General features: G+C 71.9%; 19 protein-coding genes. 11 read left to right on the forward strand and 8 right to left on the reverse strand.

Features of this window, described 5'->3' with window-relative positions; translation table 11 throughout:
- Positions 1-28: 28 nt before the first annotated feature.
- Complete coding sequence (locus tag BX285_RS22510; RefSeq protein WP_121176838.1) at positions 29-604, reverse strand: helix-turn-helix domain-containing protein; 576 nt, start codon at positions 602-604, stop codon at positions 29-31.
- 76 nt (positions 605-680) lie between these two features.
- Entirely contained in the window at positions 681-1,394 is a 714-nt protein-coding gene (locus BX285_RS22515) for a hypothetical protein (protein WP_147465210.1), read from the reverse strand.
- Positions 1,395-1,541: 147 nt separating this feature from the next.
- On the opposite strand from BX285_RS22515, the gene BX285_RS22520 reads away from it, so the two are divergent.
- The 4 genes from BX285_RS22520 (at position 1,542) to BX285_RS22535 (ending at position 7,820) form a co-directional block, all read left to right on the forward strand.
- Positions 1,542-2,351: an SAM-dependent methyltransferase gene (locus BX285_RS22520; RefSeq protein WP_121176844.1), complete on the forward strand. Its 810-nt coding sequence runs from the start codon at positions 1,542-1,544 to the stop codon at positions 2,349-2,351.
- 142 nt (positions 2,352-2,493) lie between these two features.
- Positions 2,494-3,357, forward strand: a complete 864-nt coding sequence (locus BX285_RS22525; protein WP_097239637.1) for a xanthine dehydrogenase family protein subunit M — start codon at positions 2,494-2,496, stop codon at positions 3,355-3,357.
- On the forward strand, positions 3,354-6,134 hold the full coding sequence (locus BX285_RS22530) for a molybdopterin-dependent oxidoreductase (RefSeq protein ID WP_121176846.1): 2,781 nt from the start codon (positions 3,354-3,356) through the stop codon (positions 6,132-6,134). Before BX285_RS22525 ends, BX285_RS22530 begins: the two co-directional genes overlap by 4 nt.
- 174 nt (positions 6,135-6,308) lie before the next feature.
- Positions 6,309-7,820 (forward strand): PucR family transcriptional regulator, encoded by a 1,512-nt coding sequence (locus tag BX285_RS22535; protein WP_183107139.1) that lies wholly within the window; start codon positions 6,309-6,311, stop codon positions 7,818-7,820.
- Between the two features lie 7 nt (positions 7,821-7,827).
- Here the strand turns inward: BX285_RS22535 and BX285_RS22540 are convergent, their stop codons facing one another.
- Positions 7,828-8,496 (reverse strand): LuxR C-terminal-related transcriptional regulator, encoded by a 669-nt coding sequence (locus BX285_RS22540; protein ID WP_121176851.1) that lies wholly within the window; start codon positions 8,494-8,496, stop codon positions 7,828-7,830.
- A 330-nt stretch (positions 8,497-8,826) separates the two neighbouring features.
- Here BX285_RS22540 and BX285_RS22545 point away from each other — a divergent pair, with 330 nt between their 5' ends.
- The 4 genes from BX285_RS22545 to BX285_RS22560 all read left to right on the forward strand — a co-directional run bounded on the left by BX285_RS22545 (position 8,827) and on the right by BX285_RS22560 (position 19,158).
- Entirely contained in the window at positions 8,827-11,922 is a 3,096-nt protein-coding gene (locus tag BX285_RS22545; protein WP_121177832.1) for a bifunctional cytochrome P450/NADPH--P450 reductase, read from the forward strand.
- Positions 11,923-12,157: 235 nt separating this feature from the next.
- Positions 12,158-15,130, forward strand: coding sequence for a Tn3 family transposase (locus BX285_RS22550; protein ID WP_121176854.1), 2,973 nt, complete (start codon positions 12,158-12,160; stop codon positions 15,128-15,130).
- 364 nt (positions 15,131-15,494) lie between these two features.
- Positions 15,495-18,284, forward strand: coding sequence for a tetratricopeptide repeat protein (locus tag BX285_RS22555; protein WP_183107140.1), 2,790 nt, complete (start codon positions 15,495-15,497; stop codon positions 18,282-18,284).
- A gap of 271 nt (positions 18,285-18,555) precedes the next feature.
- Positions 18,556-19,158, forward strand: a complete 603-nt coding sequence (locus BX285_RS22560) for a recombinase family protein (protein ID WP_121176859.1) — start codon at positions 18,556-18,558, stop codon at positions 19,156-19,158.
- A gap of 109 nt (positions 19,159-19,267) precedes the next feature.
- Here the strand turns inward: BX285_RS22560 and BX285_RS22565 are convergent, their stop codons facing one another.
- The 3 genes from BX285_RS22565 to BX285_RS22575 all read right to left on the reverse strand — a co-directional run bounded on the left by BX285_RS22565 (position 19,268) and on the right by BX285_RS22575 (position 22,105).
- Positions 19,268-20,197 (reverse strand): S1 family peptidase, encoded by a 930-nt coding sequence (locus tag BX285_RS22565; RefSeq protein WP_121176862.1) that lies wholly within the window; start codon positions 20,195-20,197, stop codon positions 19,268-19,270.
- Between the two features lie 518 nt (positions 20,198-20,715).
- Positions 20,716-21,297 (reverse strand): GNAT family N-acetyltransferase, encoded by a 582-nt coding sequence (locus tag BX285_RS22570; RefSeq protein WP_121176864.1) that lies wholly within the window; start codon positions 21,295-21,297, stop codon positions 20,716-20,718.
- A 25-nt stretch (positions 21,298-21,322) separates the two neighbouring features.
- Positions 21,323-22,105: a hypothetical protein gene (locus BX285_RS22575; protein WP_121176867.1), complete on the reverse strand. Its 783-nt coding sequence runs from the start codon at positions 22,103-22,105 to the stop codon at positions 21,323-21,325.
- A 133-nt stretch (positions 22,106-22,238) separates the two neighbouring features.
- On the opposite strand from BX285_RS22575, the gene BX285_RS22580 reads away from it, so the two are divergent.
- Together BX285_RS22580 and BX285_RS22585 are read left to right on the forward strand one after the other, a co-directional pair.
- Complete coding sequence (locus BX285_RS22580; protein ID WP_097239644.1) at positions 22,239-22,922, forward strand: ribonuclease H; 684 nt, start codon at positions 22,239-22,241, stop codon at positions 22,920-22,922.
- A 55-nt stretch (positions 22,923-22,977) separates the two neighbouring features.
- The gene (locus BX285_RS22585) at positions 22,978-23,190 is read left to right on the forward strand and encodes a hypothetical protein (protein WP_097239645.1); all 213 of its coding nucleotides are present in this window, start codon (positions 22,978-22,980) and stop codon (positions 23,188-23,190) included.
- Between the two features lie 115 nt (positions 23,191-23,305).
- On the opposite strand, the gene BX285_RS22590 is transcribed toward BX285_RS22585, so the two are convergent.
- The gene (locus tag BX285_RS22590) at positions 23,306-24,658 is read right to left on the reverse strand and encodes a hypothetical protein (RefSeq protein ID WP_097239646.1); all 1,353 of its coding nucleotides are present in this window, start codon (positions 24,656-24,658) and stop codon (positions 23,306-23,308) included.
- Positions 24,659-24,925: 267 nt separating this feature from the next.
- On the opposite strand from BX285_RS22590, the gene BX285_RS37475 reads away from it, so the two are divergent.
- The gene (locus BX285_RS37475) at positions 24,926-25,651 is read left to right on the forward strand and encodes a hypothetical protein (RefSeq protein ID WP_183107141.1); all 726 of its coding nucleotides are present in this window, start codon (positions 24,926-24,928) and stop codon (positions 25,649-25,651) included.
- A 90-nt stretch (positions 25,652-25,741) separates the two neighbouring features.
- Here BX285_RS37475 and BX285_RS22600 read toward each other — a convergent pair whose 3' ends face one another.
- Positions 25,742-26,314 (reverse strand): PH domain-containing protein, encoded by a 573-nt coding sequence (locus BX285_RS22600; protein ID WP_121176869.1) that lies wholly within the window; start codon positions 26,312-26,314, stop codon positions 25,742-25,744.
- Between the last annotated feature and the right edge of the window lie 28 nt (positions 26,315-26,342).

Here is a 26,342-nt window from a genome sequence, read left to right on the forward strand (position 1 = left end):
CCGTCGGCCCCGTCGGCCCCGCCGGGCCTCAGGGCAGGGTGGGCACCCGCTCGGAGGGGCCGGCCGGATCGTCGTGGATGACCACCAGGATCTCGGCCGGCTCCGCGCCGGTGCTCCGACAGCGGTGGGGGAGCGCCGAGTTGAAGTAGACGCTGTCCCCGGGGCCGAGCCGTACGGTCCGCTCCGGGAACTCCAGCTCCGCGGTGCCCGCGTGGACGAAGAGGAACTCCTCGCCGTCGTGGGACTTGTACGGCGATCCGGTCGCGTCGGTCGGCGGGTACATCACGAACGGCACCATCTGTTTGCCGCTGAGGCCGGTCGCGATGCCCTCGTAGTGCGGGGCGCCGGGGCCGGCCCCGGCGGCGATCGGGGTGCGCTCCTCGGCGCGTACCACGGTGACGAGTTCGGGCTCCACCTCGTCCGAGAAGAGCCGCCCGACGTCCACTCCGAGCGCGCGGGCCAGCCTGAGCGCGGTGGAGATCGACGGGTCGGCGAGGCCGCGCTCGACCTTGGAGAGGTAGCTCTTGGTGACACCGGCCTGCTCGGCGAGCGCCTCCAGGCTGAGCCGGTTCTGCTTCCGCAGCACCCGCAGTCTGCTGCTCATGCGCCACCCCTCACCCGCGGAATCGTCCGGTCCAGTATCCCATCGCGCACCGGCGGCCGGTCACGGCCCGGGCCCGTCAGCCGGCCAGGTTGGCCCCCGTGACCATGGCGGTCAGCAACAGCCAGCAGGCGACGGGGATGCCGAGGACGAGGGCGAGCGGCCACTGCGCCCCCACGAAGATGAGGCTGCCGAAGAAGGCGGCGAGCACGAAGAAGCCGTACGCGATCAGCGGGAACTTCCAGGTGTCCCGGCGCAGGCCGCCCACACCGTAGACGGTGAGCGTCGCACCCGCGGCGACCACCAGGGCGACCTGGAAGGAGGCCAGCCAGGGGGTGTCCGGGTTCCGGGCGCGGTGGCCGTGGTAGGAGAGCTCGGCCACCCGGCCGTTCCACACCGTCAGGTCCACGTACGTGCCGACCGCGACGTCCTCGTAGAAGGCCGCGCCGACGTCGAAGAAGCCGCCGGTGACCGTCTCCCGGGCGACGGTCAGCTCGTACTCGGTGTCGTCGTTGCCGTTGACGATCCTCTTCGCCCTCACCGTGCCCGTCTCGTGGGCCGTGCAGGGCGCTCCCGGCACGGCGGCCGGGCTGCCGCACGCGGGTGCGCTGAGGTAGGCGACCGTTTCGCGGTGCGCGTCGACGAACCAGCCGAAGCCGACGGCGGCGACGGCCAGGCCGGCCGCCAGCAGCAGGGTCCGGGCCAGCACCCGGGCGGCCAGTCCGGCCACCCGCCGGGACCTGCCGGGCGGCCGTGCGTCCTCGATCCGTGCGTCCTCGATCCGTGCGTTCATCCGCACCCCCATCGGTCACGTCCCCGGCACCTCCCCGGTGCCCCGGCTGGATGATCTCAGGGACGCGGCCCGTCACGGGAGCAACCTGCACGCCTTGTAGCGCAGTTGTGGAAATCGGCCGGGTAAGGGCCGAGTAGATTGCCGGACATGTCGACCTCCGAACCGCTGAGCCCGGTGTCCCGCACCGCCCTGTCCGTCGCCCGGGTGCGGGCCTACGAGAGCGCGCGACCCGATCCGCTCTTCGTCGACCCGTACGCCGCCGCGTTCGTCACCGCCGCCCGGGTGCCGATGCCCACCGGGGGCCCGGGCAGCGACCTCGCCAAGGCCCTGGTCGTGCACAGCATCCTGCGTACCCGCCACTACGACGACCGCCTCCTCGCCGCCGGCGCCGACCAGGTCGTGCTGCTCGCGGCGGGCCTGGACACCCGCGCCCACCGGCTGGACTGGCCGGCCGGCACCCGGGTGTTCGAACTCGACCTGGAGCCGGTGCTGGCCTTCAAGGAGCAGGTCCTGACCGGGCTCGGCGCCGAGCCGAGGAGCCGGCGCACCGTCCTGCCCGCCGACCTGCTGGAGCCGGACTGGCCCGCCCGCCTGGTCCGGGCCGGCTTCGACCCCGCGCGCCGCTCGGCCTGGCTGGCCGAGGGGCTGCTGGTCTACCTCACGTCCGAGCAGGCCGCCGCGCTGCTCACGGCGGTCGCCGGCCTGGCCGCCCCGGGCAGCCGGCTGCTGCTGGAGAAGGGCGGCGACCTGAGCGCCGTGCCGCAGGACCCGGCGCTCGCCCACGTCACCGGGCTCTGGCAGGGCGGCCTGGGCCCCGACACCCACGGGTGGCTCGACCGGCACGGCTGGACCACCGGCCTCACCACCCTGGACCAGGTCGGGGAGGTGTACGGCCGCCCGCTGTCGGCCCCCTCCGGCCGGGGCTTCATCGAGGCCGTCCGGCGCCCGGGGTCCTGAGCCCCGCCGCCCGGTCGCCATGTCCATGCGCTGGTCGATCACCCAGTCCGGGCGCCGGGGGCTGGTGCGCGCGACCACTCGTTCCGCCTGGTCGGACGTTGCTTCAATCGCCGTGTCGATCAATCGAGGACGGTGAGGGTACGTGGACCTGAACACGGTGACGGAGCTGCGCGACGCGCGGCAGCGCGGGACGTGGCGCCCGGGGGACGCCTGGCTCGGCGGCGGGACCTACCTGTTCTCCGAGCCGCAGCCGCACCTGCGCCGGCTGATCGACCTGAGCCGGATGGGCTGGGAGCCGGTGCGGCTGACCCCCGCCGGGGACCTGGAGATCGCGGCGACCTGCACGATCGCCCAGCTGTCCCGCTTCGCCCGCGGCCTGGACCGCCCGGCGGCCCCGCTGTTCGAGCAGTGCTGCCGGGCCTTCCTGGCCTCGTGGAAGATCTGGCACATGGCCACCGTCGGCGGCAACCTGTGCAACGGCCTGCCGGCCGGGCCGATGATCTCGCTGACCGCCGCCCTGGACGGCGTCTGCACCGTGCTCTCCCAGACCGGCGGCGTGCGGCAGGTGCCGGTCGAGGCCTTCGTCACCGGCGCCGGGGTGAAGGACCTGCGCCCCGGCGACCTGCTCCGCTCGATCCTGCTGCCCGCCCGGGCCCTGCAGCGGCGCACCGCTTTCCGCCAGGCCTCCCTCTACGGGCTCGGCCGCTCGGGCGCCCTGCTCATCGGCACCCGCGACCCGCTCGACGGCGAGCTGGTGCTGACGGTCACGGCCTCCACCGTGCGCCCGATCCGGCTGCGCTTCCCGGTGCCGCCGAATGCGGAGGCGGTGCGCGAGGCCGTCGCGTACCGGATCGCGCCGGAGGAGTACTACGACGACATCCACGGGCACCCGGCCTGGCGGCGGCACATGACCTTCCGGCTGGCCGAGCAACTGCGCCGCGAACTGGTCGAGACGCCGGCCGCCATCGCGCACCGGAACGAAGCGACCGAGGAGGACGGACGGTGAGCTTCTCCATCCGGGTCAACGGCGAGGACTTCGACGCAGAGCCGCGCCCCGGCCAGTGCCTGCGCACCTACCTGCGCGAGCGCGGCTGGTTCGGGGTCAAGAAGGGCTGCGACGCGGGCGACTGCGGCGCCTGCACCGTGCAGGTGGACGGCGAGCCGGTGCACAGCTGCCTCTACCCGGCGCTGCGCGCCGAGGGCCGGGCCGTCACCACCGTCGAGGGGCTGGCCGCCGAGGGCGGCGAACTCCACCCGGTGCAGCAGAAGTTCCTGGACGCCCAGGGCTTCCAGTGCGGCTTCTGCACGGCCGGCATGCTGATGACGGCCTCCGCCTTCGACGAGGAGCACCTCGCCGACCTGCCGCGGGCACTGAAGGGCAACCTGTGCCGGTGCACCGGCTACCGGGCGATCGAGGACGCCCTGCGCGGGGTCCGGCACACCGAACGGCCCTGCGCCGGCCAGGCGGTGGGCCGCAGCCTCGGGGCGCCCGCCGGGCCGCAGGTGGTGACCGGCACCGCCCGCTACACCTTCGACCTCGACGTCGAGGGCCTGCTGCACCTGAAGCTGCTGCGCTCGCCGCACCCGCACGCCCGGATCGTCGCCATCGACACCTCGGCGGCCCTGCGGGTGCCCGGCGTGGTCGCGGTGTTCACCCACGAGGACGCGCCGCAGAAGCTGTACTCCTCGGCCCGGCACGAGCACCCGACCGAGGACCCGGACGACACCCGGGTGCTGGACGACGTGGTGCGCTTCGTCGGCCAGCGGGTGGCGGCCGTGGTCGCCGAGAGCGAGGGCGCCGCCGAGGAGGGCTGCCGCCGGATCGCCGTCACGTACGAGCAACTGCCGTACGTGCTGGACCCGGAGGAGGCCATGCTGCCGGGCGCCCCGGTGATCCACCCCAAGGGCCCGGAGTCCCGGATCGCCCGGGCGCAGGACAACGTCTGCGGCGAGGCGCACGGCGAACTGGGCGACGTGGTACGGGGCTTCGCCGAGGCCGACGTGGTCTACGAGGAGACCTTCCGGACCCAGCGGGTGCAGCACGCCAGCCTGGAGACGCACGGCTGCGTCGTCTACTTCGAACCGGTGGGAGAGGACGCGGAGACGGCGGGGGAGCGGATCGTGGTGCGCTCCTCCACCCAGGTGCCCTTCCTGACCCGGCGCGCCCTGTGCGACCTGTACGACCTGCCGATGGAGCAGGTCCGGGTCGTGGCGGGCCGGGTCGGCGGCGGCTTCGGCGGCAAGCAGGAGATGCTGACCGAGGACATCGCGGTGCTGGCGGCGCTGCGGCTGCACCGGCCGGTCAAGCTGGAGTTCACCCGCGCCGAGCAGTTCCACGGCGCGACCACCCGGCACCCGTTCACGATCACCGTCAAGCTGGGCGCCCGGAGCGACGGCACCCTGACGGCCCTGCAGTTCCGGGTGGTCGCCAACACCGGCGCGTACGGCAACCACGGGCCGGCGGTGATGTTCCACAGCATCGGCGAGTCGATGGGCGTCTACCGGGCGCCGCACAAGAAGGTCGACGCCTACTCCGTCTACACCAACGCCGTGCCGGCCGGCGCCTTCCGCGGCTACGGCCTCGGGCAGGTCACCTTCGCCGTGGAGTCGGCGATGGACGAACTCGCCCGCCGCCTGGGCATCGACCCGCTGGTGCTGCGGGAGAAGAACGTCATCGGCCCGGGCGAGCACATGGAGGGCCCGCTCGGCGAGGAGGAGGACCTGCACATCGCCTCCTACGGCCTCGACCAGTGCCTCGGGGTCGTCCGCGACGCCCTCGCGAACGACACCAGCGCCGGACTCGCCCCCGAGGGCTGGCTGGTGGGCCAGGGCTTCGCCATGGCGGCGATCGCCTGCGGCCCGCCCGGCGGGCACATCGCCGACGCCAGGGTGACGCTCCTGGAGGACGGGACCTACGACATCGCCGTCGGCACCGCGGAGTTCGGCAACGGCACCACCACCGTGCACAAGCAGATCACCGCGGGCGCGCTCGGCACCACCGTCGACCGGATCGCCATCCGGCAGTCCGACACCGACCTGGTGCGCCACGACACCGGCGCCTTCGGCTCGGCCGGCACGGTGGTCGCGGGCAAGGCGGTGATGAAGGCCGCCAACGCGCTCGCCGAGCGGATCCTCTCCTTCACCGCCGAGTACGCCCGCACCCCGCGCAGCCTGCTGCGGCTCACCGCCGAGGCGGTGGACTGCGACGGGCGCACGGTGCCGCTCAAGGAGGTGTTCGAGGCGGCGCGCGGCCGGGGCGTGGAACTCGCCGCCGACGGCCACTTCGGCGGCTCGCCGCGCTCGGTGGCGTTCAACTCCCAGTGGTTCCGGATCGCCGTGGACCCGGACACCGGCGAGATCCGGATCCTGCGCAGCGTCCACGGCGCCGACGCCGGGCGGGTGATGAATCCGCTGCAGTGCCGGGGCCAGGTCGAGGGCGGGGTGGCCCAGGCGCTCGGGGCCACGCTGTTCGAGCAGGTGCTGGTCGACGACCGCGGCGAGGTCACCACAGCCGCGTTCCGCCGCTACCGGCTGCCCGCCTTCGCGGACGTGCCGCGCACCGAGGTGCACTTCTCGGAGACCTCGGACGCCATCGGGCCGCTGGGCGCCAAGTCGATGTCCGAGAGCCCGTTCAACCCGGTGCCGCCCGCCTTCGCCAACGCCCTGCGGGACGCCACCGGCATCCGCTTCACCGAGGCGCCGTTCCTGCGGGACAAGGTCTGGCGGGCGCTCGACGCGCACCGCCGGCTCGGCGCGCACCGCCGGGACGTCGCGGCGCCCTGACGGGCGGCGTTCCACTGTCGGGACCACCGGACCGCGCCCCCCTCGCACACCCCGTGCTCAGGTGATCCCACAAGAGGAGAACCGTACGATGCTCCTTGTGTTTACGATGCCTGACACGCGTCAGCCATCGCATGTGCGAGACCCCACTCACGCATGGTGCACAAGGAGCACAGCATGATCGTCGGAGACCTCCTGGAGCTGGACGACCTCCACATCGAGGTCGCCTGGGCCGGCCCCCACCTGCTCGACCGCGAGGTGACCGGCGTGACCTCCACCGACCTCCAGGACCCGGCGCGCTACCTGCAGCGCGGCGAACTCGTCCTCTCCGGCCTCGTCTGGTGGCGGCCGGACGAGGGCCAGGCGGCGATGCGCTTCGCCAACGCGCTGCGCATCGCCGAGGTCGCCGCCCTCCTCGCCGGGGAGGGCACCCACGGCACCGTCCCGCCCGAACTGGTCGAGGCCTGCCGCCGGCACGGCATCCCCCTGCTGTCCGTCCCGGCCGGCATCAGCTTCCGCTCCGTCACTGACCGCGTCTACCTGCGGCTGTGGGGAGACCTCCAGGCGACCGACGAGGGCAAGGCCGCCCTGCCCGCCGCCGCCCGCCGCGCCCTGAGCCGGCTCATCCGCGCCGAAGCCGCCCTGGACGAAGTCCTGGAACGGGCCGTGGCCGACCTCGGACTGCCCGACTGCTCCCTGACCACCGGCGCCGGCCGGGTCCTGGCCTCCTCGGCACCGACCACGCCCTGGACCGAGCCCCGGACCTCACCGCGCAGCACGACGGCGCGCAGCACGACGGCGCCCGTCCCGGTCGGCCTGCCCGGCGACTCGCCCTTCGACGGCTGGCTGCTGCAGCCCCACAGCGAACCCGGCCCCACCGCGACCACCATGCTGCACGGCCTGGCCGAACTCCTCACCCCGCTCGCCACCCGCGCCCGGGCCACCGCCACCGCCCAGCGCCACACCGGCACCCGGCTGATCGAACTCCTCGACTCCGGCGCCGACACCGAGGCCGAACGCGGGCTCGCCCTCTCCGGTCTCCCCGCCCGCCGTCGGCTCACCCCGGTCGCCGCGCGGATCGACGGCCTCCCCGAGTCCTGGACGGCCGCCGCACTCGCCGAGGCGCTGCACGAACTGCCCGACCCCTTCGTCGCCGCCCCCGACGGCCGGGGCGGCGCGGTGGCCCTCTCCCCGGCCCCCGAGGAGCAGATCGCGCAGACCCTGCACCGCCTGCTCCCGCGCCTGGAAGCCGTACTCCCCAGCCGGCGGCGCCTGCGCCTGGGCATCGGCGCCACCGTCGAACCCGCCGCCGACGACCTCAGGGCCGCCCTCGTCCAGGCCCGCTACGCCCTGTACACCGAACCGCCGGGTGCGGTCGGCCGCTGCTCTCGGATCACCTCCCTGGAGACGCTGCTGCGGGGGGTGCCCGCCGAGATCACCGCCGACTTCCGACGCCGGGTCCTCGCACCGCTCATCGAGCACGACCGGACCAACACCGTCTCCCTGCTGGACACCCTGGACGCCTTCCTGCGCCACAGCGCCTCCTGGTCACGGACCGCGGAGGCGCTGCACCTGCACGTCAACACGGTGCACTACCGGATCAAGCGGATCGAGGAGCTGACCGGGCGCAACCTGCTGACGCTGGAGGACCGGCTCGACCTGTGGGCAGCCCTGCGCTGCGTGGGTTGACGGGTGATCAGCTCACCGCGGGCTCCGGGGGCCAGGTGTCGGCGGCCAGGACGCCGGTGGCGTAGGCGCGGGCGACCAGGGCGGTGCGGTTGGGCACCCGCCAGCGCCGGGAGAGCCGGGCGAGGTGGTAGTTCACCCCGTCCGCGGTGAGGCCGATCTCCCGGGCGATCTGCGCGGTGGTGGCGCCCCGGGCCGCCGCGGCGAGGATCCGCGCCTCGACCGGGCTGGCCTCCGCCCGCGGGCGCGGCGGCGGGACGTCCGGGACGGGCTCCACGGTGTGCAGCGAGAGCAGCAGGTTCGGGGTCTGCTCCGGGCTGTCGCTGACCAGGTCGACGGTCATCACGCCCTGCCGCTCACCGCCGCAGGCGGGCGTCCAGGACACCCGGGCCGGGTACCGCGAGCGGCGGTGCAGCCGGACGGCCTCGGCGAGCGCCTGCAGGGTGTCGCTGTCCCGGAGGGTGAAGAACTCCAGGATCTTACGGCTGCGGAACTGCCCCGGCAACAGCCCGAATTCGGCCGCCATCGCCCGGTTGACGATCAGCGTCCGGCCGCCGAACTCGACCACCGCGATCGGCAGCGGCACGTGGTCCAGCAGGCGCAGCGCCCGGTTGCGCCAGACCACAACGGCATGCTGCGGGTCCTCCGGCACGGGGCCGCACTCCTCGGTCGGTCGCATCGCTGGTTCTCCTCCCCGTGGCGCCCGCGCGCACCAGAGCTGACGGTCCGTGGGCAAGTCCGCGGACGCCCCCGGTACTACACAATCATGTAGTGACCGCGGGCGGGCCTCCCTCCCGGTGGGCGGAGAGTGGAGGGAGCCGCACATTTCCTGCTGTGGGAGGGACCACCACCGATGACCGACACCATGACCGAGGCGAGGAACGAGGCGAGGGCCGAAACCGCTGTCGAGGCGAGGAACGAGGCGAGGGCCGAAACCGCTGTCGAGGCGGAAGCGGGAACCGGAGCCGCCACCGCGACCCCGGCCGTCCCCCTGGTGGACATCTCCGCCATGCCGCCCGTCGCCGTCCCGGCACTGCGGACCATGGACCTGGCCAGAGAGCACGGCCCGGCCTTCGTCCAGCGGCTGCACGGCCGGGACAGCCTGATCGTCAGCGGCCTGGAGCTGGTGGAGGAGCTGGCCGACGAGACCCGGTTCACCAAGTCGATCGGCCCCGCGCTGGAGAACGTCCGCCAGTTCACCGGCGACGGCCTGTTCACGGCGTACAACGAGGAGCCCAACTGGGCGCGGGCGCACGACATCCTGATGCCCGCCTTCGCGCTCGGCTCGATGCGCACCTACCACCCGGTGATGCTGCGGGTGGCCCGCCGACTGATCGACTCCTGGGACGGCCGCTCCGCCGCCGGAGCGCCGGTGGACGTGCCCGGCGACATGACCCGGATGACCCTGGACACCATCGGGCTGGCCGGCTTCGGCTTCGACTTCGGCTCCTTCGACCGGGACGAGCCGCACCCCTTCGTCGAGGCGATGGTGCGCTGCCTGGACTGGGCGATGACCCGACTCACCCGCGACCCGGAGCTGGACCACAGCGAGCGCGACGCGGCCTTCCGGGCCGACGCCGACTACCTGGCCGCCGTGGTGGACGAGGTGATCGCCGCCCGCGCGGGGGAGAGCGCCCAGGGCCCTGCCGAGGACCTGCTCGGCCTGATGCTCGGCGCGGTGCGCCCCTCCGACGGCACCCGGCTGGACGCCGAGAACATCCGCAACCAGGTGATCACCTTCCTGATCGCCGGCCACGAGACCACTTCCGGCGCGCTCTCCTTCGCCCTGTACTACCTGGTCAAGCACCCGGCCGTGCTGCGGCAGGTGCAGCGGGAGGTGGACGAGCTCTGGGGCGATCAGGCCGACCCGGAGCCCTCCTACGAGGACGTCGGACGGCTGCGGTACACCCGCCAGGTCCTCAACGAGGCGTTGCGGCTCTGGCCGACGGCGCCCGCCTTCAGCCGCGAGGCCCGCGAGGACACCCTGCTCGGCGGCCGGATCCCGCTGCGCGCCGGGGAGACGGTATTCGTGTCGACCCCGATGCTGCACCGCGACCCGGCCTGGGGCGACAACCCCGAGCTGTTCGATCCCTCCCGCTTCGACGACGAGCCCGAGGCGGCCCGCTCCCCGCACGCCTTCAAGCCCTTCGGCACCGGCGAACGCGCCTGCATCGGGCGGCAGTTCGCGCTGCACGAGGCGACCATGCTGCTCGGCATGCTGGTCCACCGCTACCGGCTGATCGACCACGCCGACTACCGGCTGACCATCAAGCAGACCCTCACCATCAAGCCCGACGAGTTCACCCTCGCCCTCGCCCGGCGCACCCCCGCCCCCGCGGCCGCCGCCGCTCAGGCCGTTACCGACGTTCAGGGCGGAACCATCGCCGAGCGCCCCGGGCGGGTCCGCCAGGGCACCGGGCTGCTGCTCCTGCACGGCTCCAACTACGGCGCCTGCCGCGAGTTCAGCCGTCGGCTCGCGGAGGTCGCCGCGGACCTCGGCTGCGACACCGCGATCGCCCCGCTGGACGCGTACGCGGACGGCCTGCCCACCGACCGGCCGGTGGTGATCACCGCCGCCTCGTACAACGGGCAGCCCACCGACGACGCGGTCGCCTTCGTCCGCCGCCTCCAGCAGGAGGGCCGGCCGGACGGGGCCGCGGACGGTGTCGAGTACGCGGTGCTCGGCATCGGCGACCGCACCTACGCCGCCACCTACCAGCGCATCCCCGCCCTGATCGACGACCGGCTCGCCGCCCTCGGCGGCACCCGGCTGCTCGCCCGTGCCGAGGCCGATGCCTCCGGCGACCTGTCCGGCACCGTACGGCAGTTCACCGAGGCGCTGCGCACCGCCCTGCTGGAGCGGTACGGGGACGCCGACGCCCCCGCCGGGCCGCAGCAGGAGGCCGCGTACACGGTGACCGAGGTGGCCGGCGGCCCGCTGGACGCGCTGGCCGCCCGGCACGGCATGACCGAGCTGACCGTCACCGCCGTCGACAGCCTGACCGACCCCGGCTACCCCCGGGTCAAGCGGCTGGTCCGCCTCGCCCTGCCCGAGGGCACCGGCTACCGGACCGCCGACCACCTCACCGTGCTGCCGGCCAACGACCCGGCCCTGGTCGAGCGCGCGGCCGGGCTGTTCGGCGCCGATCCGGAGACGGTGCTCAACATCGTGGCCCACCGGCGCACCGGCCTGGCCGTCGACCGGCCGCTGACGGTGCGCGAACTCCTCACCCACCACGTCGAGTTGCAGGACCGTCCGAGCACCGCCCAGCGCGCCGCGCTGGCCGACCACAACCCCTGCCCGCCCGAGCAGGCCGCCCTGCGCGCCCTGCCCGAGGACGACCCGCGCACGCTGCTCGACCTGATCGAGGACTTCCCGGCCCTGCGGGGCGCGCTCGGCTGGCCGGTGCTGCTGGAGCTGCTGCCGCCGATCCGGCCCCGGCACTACTCGATCTCCTCCTCGCCCACCGGCGGGGCGGGCGAGGTGGACCTGATGGTCTCCGTGCTCGCCGCCCCGGCCCGCTCCGGCCGCGGCACCTACCGGGGCACCGGCTCCGGCCACCTGGCCCGGCTGGCCGTCGGGGACACCGTCCTGGCCCGGGTCCAGCCCTGCCGGGAGGCCTTCCGGATCGCCCACCGCACCCCGGTGGTGATGATCGCGGCCGGCACCGGCCTCGCGCCCTTCCGCGGCGCCGTCGCCGACCGCCGCGCCCTGCTCGCCGAGGGCGCCGAACTGGCCCCGGCGCTGCTGTACTTCGGCTGCGACGACCCGGACGCGGACTACCTGCACCGGGCCGAGCTGGAGGCGGCCGACCGGGCCGGCGCGGTCTCGATGCGGCCCGCCTTCAGCGAGCGGCCGCAGGCCGGGCGGCGCTTCGTGCAGGACCGCCTCGCGGCCGAGGCGGCCGAGGTCTGGGACCTGCTCGCGGCGGGCGCCGAGGTGTACGTGTGCGGCGACGGCGGGCGGATGGCCCCGGGCGTTCGGGCCGCCTTCCGCGAGCTGTACCGGCAGCGCACGCCGGGGGCCGACGAGCAGCGGGCCCAGGCCTGGCTCCAGGGGCTGATCGAGGGCGGGCGGTACGTCGAGGACGTGTACGCGGGCTGACGGCTCACCCGGGGGGGCCGACCCGACCACGGCCGCCGGCCCGCTGCTTCGTGCAGCGGGCCGGCGGCCGGTCGGTTCGGGGACCGCTCAGTAGGCCCTGTAGTCCCAGCTCGGACACCAGGGAACAAGTAACCCGCCGGTAGGTTCGGAGAGGCTTGGGCCTGCCGTTTCCTGCTGCTGGGGCGCCTCGTTGGGTTGATCGGATGAACCGACGGTTCGACGGCAAGGGGCGGGTGTGCGACAGGAGTGGTCGCCGGAAGACGTAGTGGCGTGCTGGACGCTGGTGGATGGCGACTGGGAGCTGGTGGCCAACAAGTCCGGCCCGACCAGGCTCGGCTTCTGCCTGATGCTCAAGTTCTTCGAGATCGAGGGCCGGTTCCCGGAGTTCATCGAGGAGTTCCCGCAGCCCGCCGTCGAGTACGTCGCCGGTCTGGTCAAGATGCCAGCGGCCGAGCTCGCGAAGTACGACCTGGCGAGCGCTAAGCGGCACCGGAAGCAGATCCGCGAGGCACTGGGGTTCCGGCCGTCGACAGTGGCGGACGAGGAACGGCTGACGGAGTGGATGGCGACGGAGGTCTGCCCGGTCGAGCTGGTCGAGGACCGGCAGCGGGAGGCCCTGCTGGTGCAGTGCCGTGTCGAGCGGATCGAGCCGCCGGGCCGGACCCGTGTGGAGAAGGTGCTCGTCGCAGCCCGCAACCGGTGGGAGCGGGCGTTCTGCATGCGGACCATCGAGCGCCTGGGCGAGGTGGGCACGGCCCGCTTGCTGGCGCTGGTGACTCAGGACAACGAGGACGGCGCCGCCCTGCTGGCCTCGCTCAAGCGCGACCCGGGCGCGGTCGGTCTGGACTCGCTGCTGACCGAGATCACCAAGCTGAACGACGTGCGCAAACTCGGCCTTCCCGAGGGGATGTTCGCAGACTACTCGGAGAAGATGGTGGCCGCGTGGCGGGCGCGGGCGATCAAGATGTATCCCTCGGACTTCCGCGACACCGCCAAGGACGTACGGATCACGCTGCTCGCGGCGCTGTGTTCCTCCCGCCAGGCGGAGATCACGGACGCGCTGGTGGAGCTGCTGGTGGCGCTGGTCCACAAGATCAACGCTCGTGCCGAGCGGCGGGTGGAGAAGCAGCTGACGGCGGAGCTCAAGAAGGTCCGGGGCAAGGAGGGCATCCTCTTCAAGCTCGCCGACGCGGCGATCGGCAAGCCGGACGAGGTGGTGCGCACGGCGCTGTACCCGGTGGTCGGGGAGAAGACGCTGCGCGACCTGGTGGCCGAGGCCAAGGCGAATGAGAAGGTCTTCAAGGCCAAGGTCCGTACCACCCTGCGCTCCTCGTACAGCTCCTATTACCGGCAGATGCTGCCACCGCTGCTGAGGACGCTGGGCTTCAGGTGCAACAACACCGCCTACCGGCCGGTGATGGACGCGATGAAGCTGCTGGAGAAGTACGCAGAGGTCGACGGCAAGATCCGCTTCTACGACGCCGCCGACGAGGTGCCGATGGACGGCGTCGTGCGCAAGGAATGGCGCGAGGCGGTCGTCGACGACAAGGGCAAGGTCGAACGCATCCCGTACGAGCTGTGCGTCCTGGTAGCACTGCGGGAGGCGATCCGGCGCCGCGAGATCTACATCGAGGGCGGTCTGCGCTGGCGCAACCCGGAGGACGACCTGCCCGGCGACTTCGAGGCCACCCGCACCATGCACTATGCCGCGATCCGCCAGCCCCAGGACCCCGCCGAGTTCATCACCGGCCTGAAGCAGCGGATGACCGACGGCCTGGACCGGCTGTCCGCCGCGCTCGCGGACGGCTCGGCGGGCGGGGTGAAGGTCACCACCCGCAAGGGCGAGCCGTGGATCACCGTGCCGAAGCTGGAGAAGCTGGACGAGCCCATCGGCCTGGCGGCCCTGAAGGAAGAAGTCCTACGCCGATGGGGCGTCCTCGATCTCCTGGACGTGCTGAAGAACGCCGACTTCACGACCGGCTTCACCGACGAGTTCGCCTCCGTCGCCGCATACGAGCGCATCGACCACGCCACCCTCCAGCGCCGCCTGTTGCTCGCGCTGTTCGCGCTGGGCACGAACATGGGCATCCGCGCCATCGTGGCGACCGGCGAGCACGGTGAGAGTGAGGCCGCGCTGCGGCACGTCCGCCGGCACTTCATCACCGTCGATAACCTCCGGGCCGCCGTCACCCGGCTGGTGAACGCCACCTTCGCCGCCCGGGATGCCGCATGGTGGGGCCGCGGCACGGCGTGCGCCTCGGACTCGAAGAAGTTCGGCTCGTGGTCCTCGAACTTCATGACCGAGTACCACGCCCGCTACGGCGGCAACGGCGTGATGATCTACTGGCACGTGGAACGCAAGAACATCTGCATCTACTCCCAGCTCAAGAGCTGTTCCTCCTCCGAGGTCGCGGCGATGATCGAAGGCCTGCTGCGGCACTGCACGGACGCCGAAATCGAGTCCAACTACGTCGACACGCACGGCGCAAGCGTGGTCGGGTTCGCCTTCACCGAGCTGCTCAACTTCCGCCTCCTGCCGAGGCTGAAGAACATCGGCAGCATCCGCCTGTACCGCCCGGACGACGACCCGCCCGGGTGGCCTGCGCTCGGCACCTCCCTGACCCGGGCCATCAAGTGGGACCTTGTCGAGCAGCAGTACGACCAGATGGTCAAGTACGCCACCGCCCTGCGCCTGGGCACCGCCGAGGCCGAACAGGTGCTGCGGCGCTTCACCCGCGGCGGCCCCAAGCACCCCACCTACGCCGCGCTCGAAGAACTCGGCCGCGCCGTCCGCACGATCTTCGCGTGCGACTACCTCGCCAGCGTCGGCCTGCGCCGCGAAATTCACGGCGGGCTCCAGGTCGTGGAGAACTGGAACAGTGCGAACACCGTCCTGCACTACGGCAAGGACGGCGCGCTGACCGGCCCGGACAAGGAGCACGCCGAGACCTCGATGCTCGCCCTGCACCTGCTCCAGTCCGCGCTCGTGTACATCAACACCCTGCTGCTTCAGCAGGTCCTCGCCGAACCGTCTTGGGCGAAGAAGCTCACGGACGAGGACCGGCGCGGGCTGACCGCGCTGTTCTGGTCGAACATCAACCCGTACGGCATCTTCCGCCTGGAAATGGACAAGCGCCTCGACCTGGGAGTCCCAGTCGTTATGCCCCGGCCTCGGACCATCGAGGTCACCATGGCGCCGCGAAGCTGATCAAGGCTCGTACCGCCCCTTTCGGAGGTACGAGCCTTGATCATATTTACTGGCCGAGCTGTATCAGCAGCCAGGCCACGACAGCCCGGGCAGCTCCGCCCAGGATGCCGACGAGTGCAGCACGGGCCAACGCCATCCGATCGCGGCGCGTCAGGTGAGTCTTGTGGTTCATCTTGGTACCTCCAGGCTCTGTCCGCCGGAACCGTCCGTCCGGGCGTGGTGATGCCGAGGGCACCGGTCCGTGTGGTTTCCGGCGATCGGGAGCATGCTGGAAGAAGGACATCAATGCTGGTCAACCCGGGGACAAGGAGGTTTCCGGTTCGTTCCGGTCCGGCAAGGGGGGCCGGGCGGAAGGTGCACGACCATGCCGTCATTCGCCGCGCGCTTGCGGACGCTGTACGAGCAGGCGGGAAAGCCGACGTACGCGACGCTGATCCGTCAAGCGGACCGTCAGGACCCGTCGGTGAAGCTGACCACGTCCTCGATCGCAGACTGGCTCAGAGGCACAAGCACACCGGCTGACGGCCGTCCATTCCGTTTTCTGCTGGCCTACCTGCGCAGCGCTGCAGAACGACGAGGTCACAGCGTCCCACCGGAGACGTGGTGGCTGGAGCAGCGAGCCGCAGACTGGAAGCAGGCGCACCCCAGCCGGGGCGGACGCCCGGCCAAGCAGAGCGGACCCACACCAGGGCAGAAGCCATTGGGGCGGTCGATCAAGCTGCTGACCGATCCGTTCGCCTTCGAGGTACACCCGGCAATCGCCGTCTCGGGGGAAGCTGAGCTGCCGGTGCTGCCGCCGTATGTGGAGCGCGAACACGATGGGCGACTGCGCGACTCCGTTCAGCGGGCTGCAGCCGGTCACAGCGGGTTCGCGCTCTTGGTCGGAGGGTCATCGACAGGAAAGACTCGCGCCTGCTGGGAGGCCGTTCAGATCCTCCCGGCCGACTGGCGACTGTGGCACCCCCTCGACCCAGGCCGCCCCGAGGCTGTCGCCGACGCCCTCGACGCGATCGGATCGCACACAGTGGTCTGGCTCAACGAGGCCCAGCATTACCTGCGAACTTCCGCCTCCGCGCTTGGTGAGCGTGTGGCCGCAGGACTGCGCGAGTTGCTACGTGATCCAGACCGCAGCCCGGTCCTCATCCTGGGCACGGTGTGGCCGGAGTACCTGGCCACACTCGCTACCCCTCCGACGCCCGACCAGGACGATCCACACGCTCAGGCCCGGGCCCTGCTGCTCAGCAGTACGGTCATCCTCGTCCCCGAGGCTTTCATCGATCCAGGAGCGAACGACCTGCGCGCTAAGACGGCCACCGACCCTCGACTGGCCCAGGCCCGAGAGCAGGCCGAAGATGGGCGGATCACGCAGTACCTTGCTGGCGCTCCCGTCCTGCTGGAGCGCTACCGCAATGGCCCCGCACCAGCAAAGGCGCTGATCGAAGCCGCCATGGACGCACGCCGTCTTGGCGCTGGCCTCGCCCTTCCCAAAGCCCTCCTTGAGGAAGCAGCCCCGGGCTACCTCACCGATACCCAATGGGACGCTCTCGGGGAGAACTGGCTGGACCAGGCCATCACTTACACCGCCACCCCATGTCACGGCATCCGCGGCCCTCTTACCCGTATCCGCCCACGCCCCCGCCAGCCCACCCCCGACCAACCTCACTACCGCCTCGCCGACTACCTCGAACAGCACGGCCGCACTACCCGCCGCACCGCCCAGGCACCGGCCGCGCTCTGGGATGCCCTCACCGCACATGCCCCCATTGATGACCGCCCCTCGCTCGCAAGCGAAGCCGAGAAGCGCGGTCTGCATCGCTATGCCTATGAGCTCGCCGCCCCTGCCGCAGAGGCCGGGAGCCCTGACGCTATGCGGGTGGCAGCAGACCAGCTGGACCGAATAGGCCGGACCGACGAAGCAATCAGCCTTTACCAGCGGACAGCCAAGCAGTCCGACGACATCAACTTGTCCAGCTACGCCTTCAGCGCGGCGGTGGTGCGGCTGGTACATGCAGGGCAGTTCGATGAATTGATCGCCTGGTTGCACGAGCTAGCCAACGCTGGCAATCCCGAGGCCGAGGAGGCATTGCAGACGTATGAGAACGACACTGCCGAAAAGATGATAGATCGGTATCAGCAGGCAGTGAAGGATGGTGACGCCGCGGCCATGCGGAACGTAGCCCTCTGGCTCTTCACCGACGGCCGTTTCAAGGAATCAAGCGACTACTTTCAGCAAGCAGCTGAAGCCGGCGATCCCTACAGCTTGCTGACCGCAGCGGGTGACCACGCAAGCGCTGGGCGCATCGATGAAGCGATCGCCTTCTATCGCCGAGCGGCCGAAGTCGGCGACACCGACGATCTACGGCAGGCGGCCGAGGGGCTGGCAGCGGTCGGCCGAACCGAGGAGGCGATCACTCTCCACCAGCGTTACCAGCGAGAGGCTGGAATCGGCTACAGGCCGGCCCTGTGGCAGGCAGTGGACCGGATGAAGCGCGCAGGCCGCACCGATGAGGCGATCGCCTGGCTGCGCGGCCTAGGCGAGGCCGGGTTCGCTGACGCGTTTCGGGTGGCGGCCCGCCAACTCGCGGACAGCGGCCGTATCGGCGAGGCCTCTGATCTCTATCGGCGAGCCGCCGAAACCGGTGACATTGAAGCCCTGCGGGAGGCCGCGAAGCGGCTCAATTGCGCAGGCCGCGTAGACGAAGCGACTGCCTTTTACCAGCGAGCGGCCGAAGCCGGTGAAAACCACCTCCTCGAAGTCGCGGCCAAGCGCATGGCTTCGGCAGGCCGCACCGACGAAGCGATCGCTTGGCTGCGCGGCCTGGCCGACGCAGACAATCCTGAGGCGAACACCGTGGCAGCCCGATGGCAGGAATGGGGTGAGTGGGTGACCCATACGGAGAGAACCATCACGTGGTGTGCGGCCCAAGCGGCGGCCGGGTTCGCCGATGCATTCCGAGTTGCCGCGGTCGAGCTGGCGGATGCCGGCCGCATCGAGGAGGCGATCACCTACTACCTGCGAGCGGTCGAGGTTGGCGAGACCAGCGCCCTGCTAAGGGCAGCGGAGACGCTGGAGTGCGCAGGCCGAGCCGATGAGGCCAAGCGGCTACGTCGCTTTGGTATCGAGCCCGGCGGCCGGATCGCTGACGAATGGTGAGTGAGCCTCCGTCGTCTCCAACGCCGCACAGGTCGCATGGGTGGCGTTCTGGGCATCATCCGCGCGTGATTCGGCCGCCGATGGCCACCCCGCCGGGCCGAAGGAGACAGGACCTCGGTCCGGCTCCATGTACACGCCCCTCCTGCGCGTGTCGACAAACGATCGTCTGCCGACACTCGACCCGGTGATCACGAACCCGCAGGTGGGCAGTGTCGGCAACGCGCGTCGGGAATCAACGTCGGTGAACGGTCCGGCCGATAGATTCCGACACATGCTCATCGGCTACTGCCGCACATCGACGGCCGACCAGAACCCCGATCATCAGATCGACGCACTTCTCCGCCACGGCGTGGACCGCGACAACATCCATGTCGACGTCGCCAGCGGTGCGAAGGCGTCCCGTCCGAAGCTCGACCTCGTCATGCAACTACTGCGCGAGGGCGACACGCTGAAGGTGACCCGGCTCGACCGGCTCTCCCGCTCCGTGCTCCACCTGGTGACCCTCGGCGCCGATCTGCGCGAGCGCGGGATCGGGCTGCACGTGATCGAGCAGGGCATTGACACCTCCACGATGGAGGGCCGCGCGATGTTCGGGATGCTGTCCGTGCTCGCCGAGCTCCAGCGCGAACTGATCGTGGCGAACACCAACGACGGGCTCGCCTCCGCGCGGGCCCGCGGCCGGGTCGGCGGGCGCCGACCCAGGCTCACCGACGACCAGGCCGCGCTCGCCCAACGGCTCTACGACGAGCGGGAGAAGACCGTCCAGCAGATCGCCGACATGTTCGGCGTGCCGCGATCGACGGTGTACGGGCACCTCGACAAGACCAAGACCGTCCCCCGTCAGCCCAAGAGGACCTCGGTCACGAAACCCTGACCGCTCGTTTGCGGCTGGTGACAGGGTTCTTACCGGCACCCCAAGACCGCCGCCGCGAAGCCCTGAAAGCTACCGGTGGGTTACTTGCTCCCTGGTGTCCGAGCTAGGACTACAGGGCCCAGTAGACGTTCACCCCGTACGAGGCGTAGGCGGCCAGCGCCGCGTTCACCGGCTGGTAGAAGGTCGTCCCGCCGAAGGTGCAGTCGCCGCTGCCGCCCGAGGTGAGGCCGAGCGCCTTGGTGCCGTCGTACAGCGGGCCGCCGGAGTCGCCCGGTTCGGCGCAGACGTTGGTCTGGATCAGGCCGGTCACGGTGCCGCCGTCGGTGTAGCGGACGGTGGCGTTGAGCCCGGTGACCTTGCCGCTGTGCGTGCCCGTGGTCGAGCCGGTGCGCTTGACCGACTCGCCGACCACGGCGTTCGGGGCGGAGGTGAAGCCACCGGGGTGGAGCAGGGCGCTGTTGTCGTAACGGACCAGCGCGTAGTCGTGGGACGGGAAGGTCGAGCTGACCGTCGGCCCGATCCGGTTGGTGTGGGCCGCCTCGGTGTACCAGTCGGGGGCGACGTTGCCGCAGTGTCCGGCGGTGAGGAAGTAGTAGGTCGAGCCGCTGACCACGTTGAAGCCGAGCGAACAGCGGTACTTGCCGCCGTAGACGGCGTCGCCCGCGGCGACCAGTGGGGTGAACGTCCCGGGGACGCGCTGGACGGTCAGCGCGGTCGAGTCGGGGCCGGCGGCGCTCATGATCTTGGCGAGCCCGGCCGGGGTCACGGTGCTGTCGACGGTCACCACGACGCGTCCGGCGGTCTGGTCGACGTACCACGCGCTGCCGTCGACCTCGGCGTTCAGGACGGCGTCGCTGAGCGCCGCGAGCCGTTCGGGTTCGGGGGCGTGGGCGGGGACCGGGGTGGGGGTGCGGCCGGGGGCGGCCGCGGCGCCCGGCACGGCGACCGCGGTGGCGGTCAGCAGGCCGAGGGCCACGGCGAGCAGGCGGGTGCGGCGTCGAGCGGTGCCGGGGCGGGGGGTCCTGCGCTTGGTCCTCACCGATGTCCTCCGGGAGTGAGAGGCCCCCGGGGGGTCGGGGGCCGTGAGGCGCGGTCAGGCGGTGGGCGGATTCCGGCCGGTGCCGTCCGGGAGCACGACGGATGATCTGCCCCTGACAGGCGCTGACCGGAAGTATGGGGAAACGGACCTTTCGGTACAAGCTTCCTGACCGGGTGTCGGCGGACCCGCGCGCCGTTGGACCAGCGCGCCGATCCGCCGTCCGGGCGGGCGCCTCCGGGCCGAGGGTCCGTCCGGGGGATCGATCGTCAACTCACCTGCCGGTGGGGAGATCCGAAGAAATTGTTATCGGGCTCGCCCAGGGAGGTCTCCGAGGCGTGGGAACGGACGCACGAGGTCGCGGGTGAGGGTCCGCGGCTGGGCAGCGGGGTTCGAAAGGGGCGCTCCGCGCGGAGGCAAGGCCTTCGCAGCGTCCGTTCCCCGGCGCCGCCGGATCGTCCCGTCCGGCCGGGCGCGCCCGGCGGTCCGCGTGCCTCCCCCACAGCCGCGGACCGCCGGGGTCACCCCGCGGCCACCGCCGAGGCCCCACACCGGGCGCGGGTCAGCCGCCAGACCAGTTCCTCACCGCTCTCGGCCGGGGCGGCCACCTCGCGCGGGCGGCGCAGGTGCTCGGTGAAGCCGAGCCGGGCCGGGACGGCGCCGCTCGCGTGGTTGGCCGCGTCGTGGACGATCTCGACGAACTCCACGCCGGGGAGGCGGAAGGCCTGGTCGACCAGGGCCGCCGTGGCCCGGGTCACCAGACCGCGCCCGGTCGCGGACGGGCGCAGCCAGTAGCCGATCTCACGGACGTCGTCCGGGCTGCCCTCGCGCCGGTACAGCCCGCAGGCGCCCACGATCGCACCGTCCAGCACGATCGCGTAGGCGTGGTCCCGGCCGTTCTCCCACTGCTCGGACCTGGTCGCCAGGTACTCGGCGGTGGTGGCGCGGCTGTGCTCGGCGACCCAGGGCATCCACGGTCGCAGGTGCTCCAGCGATTCGTCGATCACCGCGAACAGCTCGGGCAGGTCGGCCTCGCCGGCGAAGCGGCGCAGGGTCAGCCCGTCCAGGACGATCACGGACTGCGGGTGTTCCAGAGGTTCCATGTCGGGATGATCGTCCGTACCCGGCTCACCCGGCAAACGGTTTCGGTGGCTGTGGCTGTGGCTGTGGCTGTGGCTGTGGCTGTGGCTGTGGCGGGAACGGCGGCTGCGGGGGCTGCAGCGAGGAGGCGCGGTGGGCGCGGAGGAGATGGACGGCGGCGCCGAGGCCGGCCGCCGAGCCCGCGACGACGAGGAGGGTGACGTCGGAGAGCCCGACGAGGGAGAGGTCGAAGCGCCCGCCGGTGGCGGCCGAGGTGAACTCCGGGTCGACCAGGCCGTCGGGGTCCTCGGTGACGCTGACCTGCTCACCCACCGCGTCCCAGGCACCGCACCGCACCGACCTGCCGCGCCCCGGGACGTCCGCGTAGCGCACGGCGCAGCTGTACGTGGTCGTCTTGCCGTGGCTGACCCGCACGCCGGTGACGGTGCCCGGGTGGGCGACGCCGTGCAGGCCGAGCACGGTGGCCTGGGCGGTGCTCATGCTCAGCAGCGGCACGCCGATCGCCGGGGCGAGCAGCAGCGCCAGGGCCGCCAACCGCAGCGGGCCGACCTGGCAGAGGCTGAACACGGCGTACACCAGGCCGACGAACCCGGTGAGGACCAGCGCCAGGGAGGGCAGCAGCAGCCACGGCCCGAAGGCGCCGAGCGCCCCGCCGACCGGCAGCAGGAGGGCTGCGGCCGGGATCCACAGGGCCGTCAGCAGCGGGCGGCGCGGCCAGGGCAGGTCGTCCTTCTTCCCCCGGCCGCGCCGCTGCCGGGGGCTGGGTGCTGGGCCGGGACCGGAGGTCCCGGGTGTCGCGCTGGATGCCATGGCGAGAGATCCTGCCAGGCCGCCCCGGGTGCGGCGCAGCCCGCCCCGGGAGCCGTCACCGCTCGGCGCTCCTGGGCGATCGGGCGACCGGGCGACTTTGGCCCGGGCCGGTCCGAGCAGGCATGATCGGGGCATGGTCGAACGAGTCATTGCAGCGTGTGACGGAGCAGCCAAGGGCAACCCCGGTCCGGCGGGCTGGGCCTACGTGGTGGCGGACGCCGCCGGGGCGCCCCAGCGCTGGGAGTCCGGAGCGCTCGGGCACAGCACCAACAACGTGGGCGAACTGACGGCGCTGCAGCGGCTGTTGGCGTCGACGGACCCGGCGGTGCCGCTGGAGGTCCGGCTGGACAGCACCTACACCCGCGACTCGGTGACCAAGTGGCTGAAGGGCTGGAAGCGCAACGGCTGGAAGACGGCGGCCGGCAAGCCGGTCGCCAACCAGGAGCTGATCCAGGCGATCGACGCGCTGCTGGAGGGCCGGGACGTCACCTTCGTGTACGTGCCGGCCCACCAGGTCGACGGCGACCCGCTGAACGCCATCGCCGACAAGGCCGCCAGCGACGCCGCCCGCACCCAGCAGGACGCCTCGGGCACCGCCGCGAACCTGCCCGAACCGGACCCGGCGGCCGCCACCAAGGCCCCCAAGGCCCCCAAGACGCGCAGCACCGGTACCGGTACCGCTACCGGCACCTCCCGCACCCTGGCCGCCCGCTACCCGGGGACCTGCCCGTGCAGCCGCCCGTACGCCAAGGGCGACAAGATCACCAAGGTCGGCAGCAGCTGGGGCCACCCCGACTGCGCCGCCGCCCACGCCTGAGCAGCAGGGGCGTTCCGTCCGTACCTCCCTGTGCGGGGGCCGGAGCGGAGCGGAGGTGAGCGCGGTGATCGTCTCGGAGACGGCGGAGTTCCACGTCGGGGACCGGGTGTGGATATACCGCGAGACGTCCTACGCCGCCGTCGAGAGCGCCGTCGTGGTGGACGTCCAAGCCGACCGCAGCCTGCGGTTGGAGTTCACCGACGGCCACCGCAGCCACCTCCGCTCCGGCCGGGTCGAGTTGTCGGCCCGGCGCCGCACGCGGGTGTGACAAGGCCGGAGTACGGCCGGAGAAAGGGCAGAACGGGCCGGAAATGCGACCGGCCGACCGCGGGTGGCGGTCGGCCGGTCGTGCCGGACCCGGAGGAGCGGGGCAGAGGAGCGGATCAGCCCTCCTGCGCGATCTCCTTGATGTCCTCGAAGGTCATGCCGAGCGTGTTGAAGGCGCGCGCCTGCTCCTCCGGGACGCCGAGCTTGGCGAGCTCCTTGAGCTGCGCGTCGGTCAGCGGTGCCGCGGGGGTGAGCGGCGGGGCGCCGCCCGCGTCCTTGGGGTCGAGGCCGGCGCCGGGGCCGGCGGCCAGGCCGAGCACCGCCTTCATCAGGTCGTCGCTGGTCAGCTTGGTCGCGCCGGCCGGGGCCTGGACGTCCGGGGCCGACTGGTCGAAGGCGAGCTTCACCGGGAAGTTGACGCCCGGCTCGACCTTGCTCTGCAGCTGGGCGAGGTCGAAGGTGGCCGAGGAGAGGGCGCCGTTCTTCAGGTAGAGGTCGACGCCGACCTTGCGGTCCGGCACGTCGGTCGGGGCCTGGGCCGGGAACTTCCCCAACTGCTGCGGGAACTTGTCCGCGACCGGCCTGACGGCCTTGAACAGCTCGTCCACCAGCTGGCGGGCCGGAGCGCTCATCCAGATGTGGTCGGCGCCGTCCTTGGTGCCCTTGTCCTCGTACGTGACGGTGCGGCCGAGCACGTCCTTGAGCGAGTTGAGCAGCTGCTTGGCGGCCTCCGGGTCGGCGCTGGGCACCGGGCTCGGCGCGGCCTTCCTGCCGTCGGACTTCTTCGCGGCGTCGGCGAGTTCCTGGAGGTCGAGCGCGACCCACTTGCCGGCCAGCACGTCCTTGACCGCGCCCAGGTCGGCGGGCAGGTCGTTGCCGGCGGCGTCCACCTGGGACGGGTCCTCGCCGGTCAGCTTGACCAGGCCCTTGGCGTCGACGTGCAGGTAGCCCTTGGCGTCGACCTGGCGGTACTCCAGCAGCGCGGTGCCGCTGCGGTCGGAGAGCACGTAGGAGACGCGCACCGACCTGTCGAGCGTCAGGTCGTTGCTGCCGCCGGAGCCCGCCGCGCTCTTGAAGGCCTCGATGTCCTTGAGCGGCTTGTCGGCGGAGATCGCGACGGAGAGCGCGAGCCCGGACATCGCCTTGGCGCTCTGCTCGTCCAGCCCGCCGCCGGAGCCCTTGCGGCCGGCGCCCTTTCCGCCCGTGGCCGTGCCGACGAGGCCCTTGTTCCCGGCTCCGGTGGCCTTGTCGAAGGCGAGGATCTGTTCGGGGGTGGCGTCGATGGAGAGCTTGAAGCCGGCCGACTTGCCGTCACCGACCTTGCCGAAGGCCTTGGACACCTTCTGGGCGGCGGAGAGCTGTTCGACGGTGCCACAGGCGGCGAGGCCGGTGGCGAGGACGGAAGCGGTGACGGCGACGGGCATCGCACCGCGGGCGGCCCGGCGGATGGCGGTGTTGATGGTGCACAACTCCTGTGTGACTGGGCCTGATCGGACGACCGGGCCTTTCCTCCCCTGTGGCTCGCAGCGCCACAGTGCATACACATCTGATCACATTATCGGCAAGGCTGCGCGCGAATTTTTGTCCCAGGCTTTAACCGTCCGGCGGCGATGGGAAAAAGGGGCAAAAGCTTTGCCTAAACGGGCTGTTCAAGGCCTCGTCACCACCTGCTAGCCTCAGCCGATTTTTCCGCCGAGCAAGGTCGGCGGACCCGACGGGCAAGAGGTACCGAAAGCATGGCAATACGCCGGGCGAAGCAGAAGGCCCAGGTCATCGAGAAACTCTCGCAGGTGGCACCACCGGGGGAGGCCTTCATCGCGTGCGTGCACGTGGAGACCGGCCCCAGCCCGTGGCTCAACGCGGTCTTCGACGAGGTGCCGCTGCTCGGCCTGATCGTCGCCCTGACCCGCCGGTTCTACTTCCTGACGCTCACCAACAGCTCGGTGGTCGTCAACACGGCCAGCCGCTGGACCAACCGGCCCGGCGACGTGGTCGCGGTCTACCCGCGCCACGCCTTCCCGGTCAGCCAGGTCAAGCGGGCCTCCCTCTGGAGCCGGATGTACCTGCAGCTGCCCGGCGAGGCCAAGCCGACCCGGCTGAACATCCACCGCTACTGGCGGGCCGAGATGGACCAGCTGAGCGCGGCCTTCCCGCCCGGGTCGATCGACCCGAGCTCGCAGCCCTTCGAACTCGCGCCGCAGGGGCAGCCGTACCCCCTGCAGCAGGCCTACCCGATGGCACCGGGCCAGCCCTACCCCCAGCCGCAGGGGCAGCCCTACCCGCCGCAGCAGGCGTACCCAGCGCCCCAGCATCCCTACCCGGCACCGCAGGGCCAGCCGTACGTGCCGCCGCAGGGCCAGCCCTACCCGTCCCAGCAGCCCTACCCGCCGCAGGGCCAGCCGTACCCGCCGCAGCAGCCGTACCCGGCGCCGCAGGGGCAGCCGTACCCGCCGCAGCGCTGACCTCGCCGCAGGCAGGCCGAACACAGGTCGGCCCCGGCTCCCGCACGGGGAGCCGGGGCCGATCGCTGTCCGGCCGGCGCGCCGACCGCGCTACGGCCCCTGCAGGATGACGACGACGATGACCCCGGCGGACAGCACGAGCCCGAGGATCACACCGAACACCGTGGGCGTCACCCGGTCCCGCAGCTGCTTCCCCGGCCGGCTGCGCTGCGTCGGGTCCGTGCTGAACTCCCACCAGTTCACCAGCCGTTGGAAGTTCACGTCGAAGTCCACGGCCGGGTAGATCGCGCTGGTCTGGAGGCCGGGCAGCGAGCGGCGCCGCCCGCGGGTGAGATGGATCCGCGCCGCGTAGGAGGTCGAGCCGTTGCCCTTGGTCTCCCGCACGTCGACCCACCGGACCTCGTGCCACGGGTGGGTACGGCCGCGCCCGACACCCCAGTTGATGGTGATGCCGTCGGTGCCGACCCGGCTCCAGGAGCGCCAGCTGATGACGAAGAGCGGCACGCCGAGCGCCAAGGTCCCGAAGACCAGCCAGAACGTGCCCACGGGGCCGAGCTTCCACGCACCGAGGCCGAGTTGGAGACCGAGCACCAGCAGCACCGGAATGAGGTTCGACCACGAGGGACGGAACAGGTCCTTCCCCCGGAAGATCAGTTCGTTCACACCGCGCACCCTACGCCTGCCTCCCCGG

The organism is Streptomyces sp. 1114.5, assembly GCF_003635085.1.
Taxonomy (GTDB): Bacteria; Actinomycetota; Actinomycetes; order Streptomycetales; family Streptomycetaceae; genus Kitasatospora.

Excerpts from the sequence above, each read along its gene's own strand:
- BX285_RS22575 (WP_121176867.1), bottom strand. The coding sequence starts at position 22,105 with ATGGCATCCAGCGCGACACCCGGGACCTCCGGTCCCGGCCCAGCACCC.
- BX285_RS22515 (WP_147465210.1), bottom strand. The coding sequence starts at position 1,394 with ATGAACGCACGGATCGAGGACGCACGGATCGAGGACGCACGGCCGCCC.
- BX285_RS22510 (WP_121176838.1), bottom strand. The coding sequence starts at position 604 with ATGAGCAGCAGACTGCGGGTGCTGCGGAAGCAGAACCGGCTCAGCCTG.
- BX285_RS37475 (WP_183107141.1), top strand. The coding sequence starts at position 24,926 with ATGGCAATACGCCGGGCGAAGCAGAAGGCCCAGGTCATCGAGAAACTC.
- BX285_RS22540 (WP_121176851.1), bottom strand. The coding sequence starts at position 8,496 with ATGCGACCGACCGAGGAGTGCGGCCCCGTGCCGGAGGACCCGCAGCAT.
- BX285_RS22535 (WP_183107139.1), top strand. The coding sequence starts at position 6,309 with ATGATCGTCGGAGACCTCCTGGAGCTGGACGACCTCCACATCGAGGTC.
- BX285_RS22555 (WP_183107140.1), top strand. The coding sequence starts at position 15,495 with ATGCCGTCATTCGCCGCGCGCTTGCGGACGCTGTACGAGCAGGCGGGA.
- BX285_RS22520 (WP_121176844.1), top strand. The coding sequence starts at position 1,542 with ATGTCGACCTCCGAACCGCTGAGCCCGGTGTCCCGCACCGCCCTGTCC.
- BX285_RS22560 (WP_121176859.1), top strand. The coding sequence starts at position 18,556 with ATGCTCATCGGCTACTGCCGCACATCGACGGCCGACCAGAACCCCGAT.
- BX285_RS22580 (WP_097239644.1), top strand. The coding sequence starts at position 22,239 with ATGGTCGAACGAGTCATTGCAGCGTGTGACGGAGCAGCCAAGGGCAAC.
- BX285_RS22545 (WP_121177832.1), top strand. The coding sequence starts at position 8,827 with ATGCCGCCCGTCGCCGTCCCGGCACTGCGGACCATGGACCTGGCCAGA.
- BX285_RS22570 (WP_121176864.1), bottom strand. The coding sequence starts at position 21,297 with ATGGAACCTCTGGAACACCCGCAGTCCGTGATCGTCCTGGACGGGCTG.